Source organism: Microtetraspora niveoalba, assembly GCF_001570405.1.
Classification (GTDB): Bacteria; Actinomycetota; Actinomycetes; order Streptosporangiales; family Streptosporangiaceae; genus Microtetraspora; species Microtetraspora niveoalba.
In genome coordinates this window covers 1-12,923 of record NZ_BBYM01000056.1, presented here as the reverse complement: position 1 = coordinate 12,923, position 12,923 = coordinate 1, and the positions used below count along the sequence as shown (strand labels likewise).

The window sequence follows — 12,923 nt, the reverse complement described above, 5'->3', positions numbered from 1 at the left end:
CCCGTCACCCGCCCTGGCGGAGGCTGAGGGGCCGCATGTCGGTCCACACCGTCTCGATGTGGTCCAGGCAGTCCTGCCTGGCCCCGCCGAACCCGGCGTCGTGCCATCCGGCCGGCAGGGTGCGCCCGGCGGGCCAGATCGAGTACTGCTCTTCGTCGTTGCGCACAACCACGTACTGCTCGTCGGTCATGGTTCCTGCCTCGTTCGTCGGATCTCTGCCTGCCGGGCGACCTCGGGCGCCGGCCGGGGGGCGGCGGTCGTCGCGACCGCCGCCCCGGAAATCGGCCGCGCGGCCGGCCGTGTCGTCAGCCGTGTTGTCAGCCGTGTCGCCGGCCGTGTCACCGGCCGGGCGGCAGGGCTGGAAACCGGCCCGGGGACGGGCCGGGTGGCGGACGGCGTCACCGGCGCTCCAGCCTGGGGATGGTGGTGGCGGCCCCGCCCTGCCCGGGCGCGCCGCCCGCGTCACCGGAGCCGCCCGTGCCGCCCGCGCCGGAGCCGCCGGCCCCGCCCGCCGGGGCCTGCCCGGCGTCGGCGGAGGCGCGCAGCCGCTCGACGACGACCGCCAGCTCGGCCACGGTGGGCGACTCGAACAGGCTGCGCATCGGCAGCTTCACGCCGACCGCCTTGCGCAGCGAGGCGATGAGCTGCACCGCGATCAGGGAGTTGCCGCCGAGGGCGAAGAAGTCGTCGTCGATCCCGACCTGCGGCACGCCCAGGCCGTCGCTCCACACCCGGGCGATGGTGGCCTCCAGCTCGTTGCGGGGCGCCGCGACGTCGCCGGACGCCGCCGGGTCTCCCGTACGGCCGCCCGCCGCGGCGTCGCCGTCCCCGGCGACGGTGTCGGCGGTGCGGGACCTGGCGCGCTCCGCCAGCTCGGCCACGGGCAGCGGGTTGATCACGACCTGGGGGCCGAGACCGGCGGCCAGCGCCCGGCGGAACGCCTCGGCGCCGTCCACCGGCGAGATCCCGTCCCCGCCGCCGGACGCCGCCGCGGTCACCGCCCCGGTGCCGGAAGCCTGCGCGGCCGGGGCGGAGGCGTCGCCGGCCAGGTTGCCGGTGACGGCGTCGCGGTCCACCCGGCGCAGCACGAAGTCGGAGATCTCGACCAGCACGCGGCCGTCCTCGTCGAACAGCGTCAGGTCGGCCGACACCACGTCGTCGCCGCCGTCGGCGTACCGGAGGTGGCTCCAGAACCGCGCGGGCAGCGGGCCGCGCACCACGATCTGGCCGTAGGAGAGCGGCAGGTAGCTGCCCTCCCCGCGGCCCTCGCCGAACGCGGTGGCCACGTCGAGTAGCGCCGGGTGCAGCACCCAGCGGTCCAGGTCGGCGGCCGCGGCCTCGGGCGCGACGATCCGGGCCAGCTCCTCGTCCCGGCCGACGTGGTGCGCGTCGAGCGCGTCCCATCGGGGGCCGAAGGTGAGCATGCTGGTCCGGCCGCCTTCGGCCGCCGCGCCGTCGTGGCCGGCCGAGCGGGGCCGGCAGCGCGCCACGATCGCCCCGGCGTCGATCCCGGCGGCCGGCTCGGGCCGCGCCCACCCGGCGGACCCGCGCACGTGTACGGCCGAGCGGCCCGCCGCGCGGCTGGTCACCCGGAACTCGGCGCCCTCCGCCGTGCCGTTCAGCTCGACCCGGTACTGCGCGGTCGCCCCGTCCGGGACGGAGAACGGCTCCAGGAACGCCACGTCGCGCAGCTCCACGACGTGGTCGGCGTCCGGGGCGGGCAGGCAGGCGGCGACGGCGGCGCGCACCGACTCCAGGTGGCCGGTGCCGGGCACGACCGCGACCCCGCCGATGCGGTGCTCGTCGAGCATCCAGTGCGTGGACGCCGACACCAGGCCGTGGCACTCGGCCCGCCCGTCCTCGCCGGTCACGCGGGTGGAGATCACCGGGTGGTCCACCGCCTGCGCCACGCCCCCGCGCGCCGCGCGGAAGCCCTCGGGCGCGGTCACCTCGACGGCCATGCCGACCTCGGTCCAGCCGCCCCAGTTCTGCGAGACGACCGGCGCGCTCCAGCCGTTGGCGCCCCTGGCGTACGCGTCGAGGAAGTTGTTGGCCGCGCAGTAGTCGACCTGGCCGAAGCCGCCGACGACCGAGGTCACGGAGGAGCAGAGCGCCACCCAGTCCAGCGGGAGGTCGCCGAACGCCTCGGCCAGCGCGAGCGTCCCGGCGATCTTGGGAGCCAGCACGGCGGTGGCCGCCTCGCGCTCCTTCACCTCGGCCATGCCGCCGCCCGGGAGGCCGGCGGCGTGCACGATGCCGTCCAGCCCGCCGAACTCGGCCTCGACCCGCTCGCGCGCCGCGCGCAGCGCCGCCGGGTCGGTGACGTCGGCCGCGAGCACCAGCACCCGCGCGCCCGCCTCCTCCATCCGCCGGACGGCGAGGATGGCCCGGCCGACGCGGTCCGCGCCGCCGTGCACCGCGAGGTGGGCGTCCCACTCCTCGCGCGGCGGCAGGCCGCTCCGGCTGAGCAGCGCCAGCCGGGCGCGGGCGCGCCGCGCGAAGTCCTCGGCGAGGGTGATGCCGATGCCGCCGACGCCGCCCGTGATCAGGTACCGGCCGCCCTCGCGGACCACCGGGGACGCGGAGTCCTCCTCGCCCAGCGGCACCTGCGCGTAGTCGAGGGCCCAGCGGCGGCCGCCGCGCAGCGTCACCTCCCGCTCGTCGGCGGGGCGCAGCAGCTCGGCGGCCAGCTCGGCCGTACGCGCCGGGCCCGCCTGCGGGTCGGCGTCGACGTGCCGGACGGTGAGGCCGGGCAGCTCCAGCGGCACCACCCTGGCGATGCCGGCGAGGGTCGCGTGCTCGGGGCGGGGCAGCTCGCCGAGAGGGTCGGTGGTGCCCGACGACACCACGTCGAGGCGCACGCCGTCGGTCGTCCCGGCTCCGGCGAGGGCCTGGACCAGGCTCAGCACGCTGAAGAAGCCGCGCTCCTGCGCCTCCCACGTGGCGGCGATGTCGCCGTTCGCGGGCGTGCCGTCGAGCGCGAGCGCGTGCACGATCCGCACCGGCGCGCCGTCTCCGCCCAGCCCGGCGAGCAGCGCCTCGTGGTCGCCGTGGCCGCCGACCCGCACGGTGACGCCCCGTGCGCGCAGCGCGGCGACGAGCTCCTCGCCGCGCGGCCCGTCGGCCAGCACCAGGCACTCGCCGGTCTCGGCCTTCCGAGTGTCGGGCGCGAGCTGCCGCCAGGTCGGCACCGCGAACCAGTCGCCGAGCGGCAGCGGCCCGCGCCGGCGCGGCGGGGCGGCGGCGGCCTGGTCCACCGGGTCGGCGTCGATCCAGTAGCGGCGGCGCTCGAACGGGTACGCCGGCAGCGGCACCCGCCGCGCCGGGCCGCCGAACCCCGCGTTCAGCGGCACCCCGGCGGCCCACAGCGCGCCCGCCGCCTCGCAGGCGGTGACGGCGTCGCCCGCGCGCTCGCCGGGCCCGGGAAGGGTGGGCAGCGGCAGGGGCGCGCCCTTCGGGAGCTGCATCCGGGCCAGCCCGGCGAGCTGCCGTCCCGGCCCGCACTCGACCAGCAGCGGCGGCGTGTCGCCGTAGGCGGCCAGCAGCCCGGCGACGCACGCGCCGAACCTGACCGGCTGCCGCAGGTGGCCGGCCCAGTACGCGGGGTCCGTCGCCTGCTCGGCCGTGATCGGCTCGCCGGTGACGTTGGACCAGAACGGCAGGCTCGGGGCCTGGCGCGGCACCGAGGCCACCAGCTCCGTGAACTCGGCGAGGATCGGCTCCATCATCGCCGAGTGGAAGGCGTGCGAGGTGCGCAGCGGCTTGCAGCCCACCTTCTCGGCCTTCAGCGTCGCGGCGAACGCCTCGATCGCATCCACCGGGCCCGCGACCACGCAGGTGCCGGGGCCGTTGACGGTCGCCACGGACACGCCCTCGGGCAGCCGTCCGGCCAGCGCCGACTCGTCCCGCTGTACGGCGAGCATCGCGCCCGGCGGCATCGACTGCATGAGCGCGCCCCGGGCGGCGACCAGGCGCGCCGCGTCGGGCAGCCGGAAGACCCCGGCGACGGTCGCCGCGGCGTACTCGCCGATGGAGTGGCCGATCATCGCGGCCGGCCGAACCCCCCAGCTCAGCCACAGCCGGGCCAGCGCGTACTCGATCGTGAACAGGGCGGGCTGGGTGTAGCGGGTCTGCCGGAGCGTCTCGTCCGCCTCGGACGCGGCGTCCCCCTCGGAGGGGGCGGCGAACATCAGGTCGCGCAGGTCGAGGCCGAGGTGCTCGGCGAACAGGCCGGCGCACTCGTCCACCGCGGCGGCGAACACCGGCTCGGAGCGGTACAGCTCGGCGCCCATGCCCGCGAACTGCGCGCCCTGCCCGGAGAACAGGAAGGCGACGGGCGGGACGGCGCCGGCCTCGCGCTTGCGCAGGCGCTTGCGGTCGCGCAGCGCGGCGACCGCGTCGGCGCGGTCGGCGGCGACGACCGTGGCGCGGTGGGGGTACTCCAGCCGTCCGGCGCGCAGCGTGTGGGCCACGTCGGCGAGGTCGAGCTCCTCGTGGGCGTCGAGGTGGCCGGCCAGCCGCTCCACCGCCGCGTCGAGCGCGGTCGGGGTCTTCGCGGACACCTGGAGCAGGTGCGCGGGCCGGGAGGGGCGCGCGGGGCGGGCGGTGGCGGGCGCCTCCTCCAGCACGACGTGCGCGTTGGTGCCCCCGATGCCGAAGGAGCTCACCCCGGCGCGCCGGGGCACGCCGTCGGTCTGCCACTTGCCGAGCGTGGACGCCACGTAGAACGGGGTGCTCTCGAAGTCGATCGCCGGGTTGGGCCGCTCGAAGTTGATGGTCGGCGGGATCACCCCGTGCTCCAGCGCGAGCGCCGCCTTGATCACGCTGATGATGCCGGCCGCCTGGCTGAGGTGGCCGATGTTGCCCTTGACCGAGCCGATGGCGCACCAGCTGCGGTCATGCGTCTCCTGCCCGTACACGGCGGTCAGGGCGGCGACCTCGATCGGGTCGCCCATCGCGGTGCCGGTGCCGTGCGCCTCGACGTAGCCGATCGTGCGCGGGTCGATGGCGGCGAGGCCGATCGCCTGGGCGACGACGGCGGCCTGGCCGTCCACGCTGGGTGCGGAGAAGCCGACCTTCGCCGCGCCGTCGTTGTTGATCGCGTTGCCGCGCACGACGGCGTGGATGTGGTCGCCGTCCGCGATGGCGTCCTCGAGCCGCTTGAGGACGGCGACGCCGACGCCGCTGCCCCAGACGGTGCCGTTCGCGTCCGCGTCGAACGGCCGGCAGTGGCCGTCGGGCGAGGTGAACCCCTCGACGCCGATGTACCCGGCGGCCGGCGGGTGCTCCAGGTTCACGCCGCCCGCGAGGGCCATGTCGCACTCGCCGCCGCGCAGCGCCTCGCACGCCATGTGGAACGCGACCAGCGACGTCGAGCAGGCGGTGTGCAGGGTCAGGCTCGGCCCGCGCAGGTTCAGCCGGTACGACACGGTCGTGGCCACGTAGTTCGGCGAGTTGGCGGTGGCGAGGCCGATGCCGTGCCGGGTCTCCCACACCTTCTTGTTGCGGGCCAGGTTCTCCCACAGGTAATGGTTGCCGCCGGTGCCCGCGTACACGCCGATGGCGCCGTCGTAGCGCATCGGGTCGGTCCCGGCGTCGTTCAGCGCGGCGTAGCACGACTCCAGGAACAGCCGGTGCTGCGGGTTGAGGATCTCCGCCTCGCGGGTGGTGAGGCCGAACAGGCCCGCGTCGAACTGGTCGTACCCGTCGACGTACGGCGCCTTGGACACCCAGCTCGGGTCGTCCACGTCCTCCTCGGAGACGCCCCTCGCCACCTGCTCCTCGCGGGTGAAGGTGCTGATGGACTCCACACCGTCGACCAGGTTGCGCCAGAACTCCTCGAGGTCGGCCGCGCCGGGCACGCGGGCGGCCATCCCCACGATGGCGATCGGTTCGACGCCCTCGTCGGTGATGTCACTCATGGTCGTTCTCCTGTCCGGTGGTGCTGGGGCGTCGTGGGCGCCGGGTACGGTTCCGCCGCGCCTCGGCCCGGGAGGCCGCGCGGGCGATTTCGGGGTTGACGGCCTCGGTGGGGCCGGCCGGTCCGTCCGCCCGGGTGTCCAGGTGGGCGGCGAGGGTGCGGATGTTCGGATAGCGGAAGAGATCCACCATGCGCAGCTCGCGGCCGAGCCGGACGCACAGGCGGGCGTGCACGGCGGCGAGCGCCAGGGAGTTGCCGCCGATGTCGAAGAAGTTGTCGTCGGGGCCGAAGCCGTCCCGCTCCAGGACCTCGCGCCAGATCGCGGCGATCAGCTCCTCGGTGGCGGCGGTCCCGGCCCCCACGGGCGGGAGCGGCGCCACCGCCGGCTCCGCGACCCGCATCGCGCCGGGCGCGGCCTCCGGCGAGAGCCGCTCCGGCAGGGCGACCGCGCCCGCGGCGACGTCCGGGTTCGCCGCCAGCGCGCCGACCACGTTCGCGTAGTCGGCGAGCATCGCGTCGACCCTGGCCGCGTCGAAGAGGTCGGGGTTGTAGAGGAACTCGATCTCGAACGCGCCGCCGCGCTCCATCACGTAGACGGTCAGGTCGAACGGCGAGCCCGGCTTGTCGACATCGATCTCCTCGCCGCGCAGCCCCGGGAGGTCCAGCCGGGGCTCGGTCAGGTTCAGCACGTTGAACATGACCTGCGTCAGCGGGGCGCGGGACGGGTCCCGCGCGATGCCGAGCTCCTCGACCACGCGCTCCAGCGGCGCGGCCGGGTGCGCGGCCACGTCCATCAGCTCGCGGGTGGCCCGCCGCACCTGGGTGGCGAAGTCGGCCTCGTCGCCGGAGCGCAGCCGCAGCGGCACCATGTCGATGAAGAACCCGACCAGATCGTCGAAGGCGGCGACCCGCCGGTCGGCGACGACCGCGCCGATCACGTGGTCGGCGGAGCCGGTGAGCCGGTGCAGCAGCCGCCCGAGCCCGGCCAGCAGCACGCCCGCCGGGGTCGCGCCGAGGTCGGCGGCGAGTGCGCGTACGGCGGCGCCGGTCTCGGCCGGGAGCGCCAGGAACGCCTGCGCTCCCCGGTAGGTCTGCTCGGCGGGGCGGGGCCGGTCGCGGGGCAGGTCCAGCACGGTGGGCGCGCCGCGCAGGTGCTCGGTCCACCAGGCCAGGTCGGCCGCGCCGTCGCGCAGGTCCCGCTCCGCGCGCCACACCGCGTAGTCGGCGTACGACGCGCGCAGCGGCGGCAGGTCCGCCGTCCGGCCCTCGGCCGAGGCGGCGTACGCGGCGGCGAGATCGGTGTAGAGCACGTCCACGGACCAGCCGTCGAACACCGCGTGGTGCAGGGTCAGCGCCAGCACGTGCTCGTCGGGGCCCAGCGTGTACAGCCAGGCCCGCCAGGGGGGCGCGGTGGCCAGGTCGAGCGGCGCGGCCGCGCCGGCCGCGAGCAGGGTGCGCAGCCGGGCGTCCCGCTCGGCCGGGCCGTACCCGCTCAGGTCCGTCACGGGGAGGTCCACGTCGGACGGCGGCTCGCAGACGGCGTACGGCACGCCGGCCGTCTGCCGGATCCGCCAGCGCAGCACGTCGTGCCGGTCGGCGACCGCCCGCAGCGCGGCGCGCATCGCCTCCCGGTCGAGCGGGCCGCGCAGCCGCCGCGCCAGCGCGATGTTGTACGGCGCCGCGTCCGGCGCGAGCTGGTCCAGGAACCACAGGCGGCGCTGCGGCGGCGCCAGCGTCGGCGGGCTGCCGCGGGTCAGCTCCGGCTCGGTGCGCCGGGCGGCCTTGTCGAACCGCGCCGCGATCTCGGGCAGGGTCCGCCCGGCGAACACGTCGTCCACCGTGACGTCCAGCCCCAGCTCGTCGCGTACGGCCGCGACGAGGCGCATCGCGGTGATCGAGTCGCCGCCGCCGGCGAAGAAGTCGGCGCCGACGCCGAGCCGCCGCCATATCGCGGCGAGCGCCCGCTCTGTGGTGGTCGTCCCCTCCGGCACGTCGCCGGCGGGGCGGCCGGCGGCGGCCAGGTCGCGGAGCCGGGCCCTGTCCACCTTGCCGGAGGCGTTCACCGGCAGTTCGGGCAGCCGCAGCACCCGTGCGGGCAGCATCGCCGCGGTCAGCCGCGAGGCGGCGTATCCGGCGTCGTCCGGCGCGTCCTCCGGAGTGAGGAAGGCGACCAGTTCCAGGCCGCCGCCGGGCCGCGGCACCGCCTCGACCGCCGCCTGCGTCACCCGCGGGTGCTCCTGCAGGACGGCCGCGACCTCGCCGACCTCGATCCGCTGACCGCGGATCTTGACCTGTCCGTCACGGCGGCCCAGGAAGACGAGCCGCCCGTCCGGCGTGTACCGGACCATGTCGCCCGTCCGGTAGAGCCGCGCGCCCGGCTCGCCGGAGAACGGGTCCGGCACGAACACGGCGGCGGTCGTCGCGGGCCTGCCGATGTAGCCGCGAGCCACGGCGGGGCCGCCGACCAGCAGTTCGCCCTCGGCTCCCGGCTCCACCGGGCGGAGTCGCTCGTCGACGACGTGGCAGCGGTATCCGGGCAGCGGATAGCCGATGGGCACCGGCCCGGCCTGCGGCGCGGTCACCTCTCCGGCGGTGGCCGCCACCGTGGTCTCGGTGGGTCCGTAGGCGTGGATGAACCGGCGGCCCGGTGTCGCCCACCGGTTGACCAACTCGGCCGGTGCCGATTCCGCGCCGCACATCACCGTCCGCCAACCGGGAAGCGCGGCCGGGTCCAGGAGGGAGAGCACGGCCGGGGTGAGGAATCCCCAGTCGACCCGGTGCTCGGCGATGAAACGCCGCAGCCTGGCCGGGTCGGCGCGGTCGGCGTCGTCGGCCAGCAGCACCGTCCCGCCCACGGCCAGCGGTACGAGCTGGTCGAGGACGGCGACGTCGAAACCGAGAGACGCGACGGCCAGCGCGCGGGTGGTCTCGCCGGCTCCGCTGATCGCGGCCCATGCGGTCACGAACGTCATCACGTTGCGGTGCGTGACGGCCACGCCCTTGGGGCGGCCGGTGGAGCCGGAGGTGTACAGCACGTAGGCGAGGTTGTCCGGCGTTGCCGGGCAGGCGGGCACGGCCGCCGGGCCGGCCGGATCGGGCCCCGCCGGCTCGTTCGCCTCCGGCACGGCGATGCGCCGCGGGGCGGCGTCGCCCATCGCCTCGCCGACCGCCGCGGCTCCCGCCTGGTCGCACACCACGACGTCCAGGGCGGAGTCGGCGGCCATGTCGAGCAGCCGCAGCCGGGGGCCGGCCGGGTCGAGCGGCACGTAGCAGCCGCCCGACAGCAGCACGCCGAGCACCGCGACGACCAGCGCGGGCCGCCGTTCCAGGCAGATCCCGACCCTGGTCTCGGGGCCGACGCCGAGCTCCCGGAGCCGGGCGGCCAGCAGCGCCGCCCGGCGCACCAGCTCGCTGTACGTGATCTTCTCGTCCCACTGGGCGACCGCCACCGCGCCGGGCACGGCGCGCGCCCGCGCGATGATCGCGTCGACGACGGTGGGACCGGTGAGGACACCGTCGCCGCTCATCGTGCTCCGCCCGGGGTGAGGGGGTCGGTGATCTGGAGACGCAGTTCGCTGAAGTAGCGCTCGCCCTTGTGGTCGGGGACCCATGCCTGGTCGGGGGTGGGCAGGGCCTCGCTGATCGTGAGGGTGGCCTCCGGCCCGGCGGTGCGCAGCATCGTGCACAGGACGCCGGTGTAGTGGGGGCTGGTGAGGTCGAAGTAGCAGGGTTTCACTTCGGTGCCGATCTTGATGAAGACCCGGTCGGGCAGGTTGAGGCGGTTTCGCCAGGCGCGGGTGGCGAGGTAGCGTCCGCGCTCGTCGGTGATGCCGCCGAGCCCGGTTGCGCCGATGGTGGTGCGCCAGGTCTCGCGGGTGACGACGAGCCGGTCGATGGTGATCCGGGGGGTGTGCTCGCCCGGCATGGTGATCTTGAACGCGTCGACGGCGAGCGTGCTCAGCATCTCGGAGAACATCTCGATCAGCGGCCGGCGCGACCCGTCGGGGGCGGTGGCGACGAGGTCGCCGTCCTCGTCGGCCACGGTGACCGAGGTGGCGGGCAGCAGCCGGTCCGGGTCCGCGCCCGCCGCGGCGGCGAACCCGAGCATCCGGTCGGTCGTGCCGGTCAGCGACGCCACCAGCCGCCCGGTGTGGCGGGGCCAGGTGTCCGGCCGCAGCAGCCGGATCCGGTGCGGCCCGAGGTCGGCGGTCAGCATGTCGCGGAGCCGGTCCACGTCCGGGTGCCAGGCGGTGAAGAGGTCGCAGTCGAAGGTGGCCCAGGCCGCGTGCATCTCGCCGAGGACGACCTGGTAGTCGCCGCGGTTGACGGCGTCCACATCGGGGGCGCAGATCTGCAGGTCGGGGCTGTGCAGCCGCCCCGCCGACCAGCCGGGGCGTTCGGCGGGGAAGAGCCGGGCCAGCGGCTCGGCCAGGTCGGCCGACGAGAGCAGGACCCGGCTCTCGTCCCCCTCGATGCCGAACAGGCGCTCCCAGCGGCGCGCGAACTCCTCGGCGACCTCGTCCGCCGGGCGCCGCCCCTCGCCCCAGAACAGGCCGGGCGCGAGGGCCAGCAGGTCGGACAGCCGCACCGGGCCGTCGGCCCCCTCGCGCAGGTCGTCGTACAGCTCGCGCAACGCCGTCTCGTACGCGCCGGCCAGGGCCGCCGTCAGCCAGCGGGCGGTGGTGAGCAGGACGTTGAGGGGTGCGGCGAGGTCGTCCAGGAGTGTGGTGCCGACGGTGACGTCGAGGTCGCGGGTGGTGTCCTCGTAGCAGAGGGTGCGTCCGGCGTACATCTGGCCGTCGCGGCGGCGGGGTGCGGCTCCGGTGAGTGCGGTGAACTCCTCGTCGAGTGCGGCGAGTGCTGTTTTGAGGGTGTCGGGGTCGGAGGCGGCGGCGGTGACGGCGTCGCGGGCGGCGCAGAGGCGGTCGAGTCCGGTGGTGGCCCGGTCGCGGAGGTCGGGGTCGGTGATGGTGGTGATGCGGTGGCGGAGGGCGGGTTCGGCGTCGCGTCCGATGGGGAGGGCGGCGTCCCAGGTGATGAGGTCGCGTTCGACGAGGCGTTCGAGGAGGAGGTAGCCGTCCTCGGGGCGGGGGAGTACGGCGACGACGTCGGAGGCGGGGGTGCGTCCGTCGCAGCGGGCGAGCAGGTCGGCCTCGGCGGCGGACAGGGCGAGTGGTGGTTGCATGGGGCGCAGGATGGTGCGTTCGTGCAGGGTGAGGTGGGGGAGGAGCGCGGGGGGCCAGCAGGCGCGGACGCGGGCGTCTGCGGCGAGGTGGTCGGCGTAGGCGGTCAGGGCCCAGCTCTCGAAGGTGACGCGCCGTTCGCGCAGCAGTGCGGGTCCGGGGCGGACGTCCAGTGCTCGGGGGGTGTCGGCGACGGTGATCCAGCAGACGGGGCCGAAGAAGCCGATGGTCTCGTTCTTCGCGCAGTACCGCTGCCAATAACGCGCCACCGCGCGCTCCCGGTCCCGGCGGCGCACGTTCCTCGCCGCGTGGGGGCCGCCCGCGACCAGGCCGTCCAGGGCGACGAGCATCCCGGGGTTCTGCCAGGTGACGGCCTCGCGGAACAGCGGATCGGCGGCGATCTCGCAGATCTTCGCCGCACCGGCGGCGATCGCGTCCGCGAGCGCCTCGTCGAAGACCTCCGCGTCGCCGTGCCCGGCGAGCAGGTCCTCGGCGGCGGCAGCGGCGGCGGGCGCGGCGAAGGCGTCCAGCCCCGCGGCGGGGAACCCGGTGGTGCGCAGCAGGGCGTCCGGCCACACCGTCCAGCCGGTGTCGCCCAGGGTCGGCTTCGTCATCGCGTCCCCTCCGGGGTGAGGGGGTCGGTGATCTGGACGCGGAGCTCGCTGAAGTAGCGCTCGCCCTTGTGGTCGGGGACCCATGCCTGGTCGGGGGTGGGCAGGGCCTCGCTGATCGTGAGGGTGGCCTCCGGCCCGGCGGTGCGGACCATCGTGCCCAGCACGTCCGTGTAATGGGGGCTGGTGAGGTCGAAGTAGCAGGGTTTCACTTCGGTGCCGATCTTGATGAAGACCCGGTCGGGCAGGCCGAGGCGCTTTCGCCAGGCGCGGGCCGCGAGGTAGCGCCCGCGCTCGTCGGTGACGTCGGCGAGCCCGGTCTCGCCGACCGTCGTACGCCAGGTCTCGCGACTGATCACGAGCCGGTCGACGGTGATCCGGGGCACGTGCGCGCCGGGCACGGTGAGTTTGAACATGTCGAGGAGCTGCGTGCCGAGCATCTCCGCGAATATCTCGATCAGCGGCCACCGGTGGCCGTCGGGACCGGTGGCGATCAGGACGCCGTCCTCGTCGGCCACGGTGACCGAGGTGGCGGGCAGCAGCCGGTCCGGGTCCGCGCCGCGCGCCCGGCCCACGCCGAGCTGCCGGTCGCGCGGCCGGGTCAGCCCGTACCCGGTGCGGGTGGTGTGCCGGGGATAGTCCTCGGGATACAGGACGTGGATCCGCTCCGGCCCCAGGTCGAGGTCGAGGTCGGCGCGCAGCCGGTCCTGCTCGGGGTGGAACGGGCTGAGCGCGGCGCTGTCCAGCGACGACCACGCCGGGTGCATCTCGCCGAGGACCGCCAGGTAGTCGCCGCGGTTGACGGCGTCCACGTCGGCGGCGCAGATCTGCAGGTCGGGGCTGTGCAGCCGGGCCGCCGACCAGCCGGGGCGTTCGGCGGGGAAGAGCCGGGCCAGCGGCTCGGCCAGGTCGGCGGAGGAGAGCAGGACCCGCCCGGTGCCGGAGGCGTCCGGCGTCCCGATCAGCTCGGCCCAGCGCCGGGCGAAGTCGGCCGCCACGGTGCGGAACGGATTGTCGTCGCCGGTGAACAGCAACCCCTGGGAGAGGTACCACATATCGCCCAGGCGGACCGGGCCCGTCGCCTCCTGGCTCAGCTCGGCGTACAGGTCCCGCAGCACGTCCAGGCAGGCCGCGGCGATCGTGTGGGTGAGCCAGCGGGCGGTGGTGAGCAGGACGTTCAGGGGGGCGGCGAGGTCGTCCAGGAGTGTC

At 75.8% G+C, this 12,923-nt stretch carries 5 protein-coding genes; all 5 read right to left on the bottom strand.

Features of this window, described 5'->3' with window-relative positions; genetic code table 11:
• Window positions 1–4: 4 nt before the first annotated feature.
• Entirely contained in the window at window positions 5–190 is a 186-nt protein-coding gene (locus AWQ70_RS35735) for an MbtH family protein (protein ID WP_067186414.1), read from the bottom strand.
• Between the two features lie 208 nt (window positions 191–398).
• The gene (locus AWQ70_RS35730) at window positions 399–5,921 is read right to left on the bottom strand and encodes a type I polyketide synthase (protein WP_084518178.1); all 5,523 of its coding nucleotides are present in this window, start codon (window positions 5,919–5,921) and stop codon (window positions 399–401) included.
• Window positions 5,914–9,447, bottom strand: coding sequence for a non-ribosomal peptide synthetase (locus AWQ70_RS35725; protein ID WP_067186412.1), 3,534 nt, complete (start codon window positions 9,445–9,447; stop codon window positions 5,914–5,916). Before AWQ70_RS35725 ends, AWQ70_RS35730 begins: the two co-directional genes overlap by 8 nt.
• Window positions 9,444–11,717, bottom strand: coding sequence for a lantibiotic dehydratase (locus AWQ70_RS35720; RefSeq protein ID WP_067186409.1), 2,274 nt, complete (start codon window positions 11,715–11,717; stop codon window positions 9,444–9,446). Before AWQ70_RS35720 ends, AWQ70_RS35725 begins: the two co-directional genes overlap by 4 nt.
• Window positions 11,714–12,923 (bottom strand): lantibiotic dehydratase (locus AWQ70_RS35715; RefSeq protein ID WP_174552456.1); only part of this gene is annotated, 1,210 nt, incomplete at its 5' end. The genes AWQ70_RS35720 and AWQ70_RS35715, both read right to left, overlap by 4 nt.

Coding starts and splice junctions, on each gene's coding strand:
- AWQ70_RS35725 (WP_067186412.1), bottom strand. CDS start 9,447: ATGAGCGGCGACGGTGTCCTCACCGGTCCCACCGTCGTCGACGCGATC.
- AWQ70_RS35730 (WP_084518178.1), bottom strand. CDS start 5,921: ATGAGTGACATCACCGACGAGGGCGTCGAACCGATCGCCATCGTGGGG.
- AWQ70_RS35735 (WP_067186414.1), bottom strand. CDS start 190: ATGACCGACGAGCAGTACGTGGTTGTGCGCAACGACGAAGAGCAGTAC.
- AWQ70_RS35720 (WP_067186409.1), bottom strand. CDS start 11,717: ATGACGAAGCCGACCCTGGGCGACACCGGCTGGACGGTGTGGCCGGAC.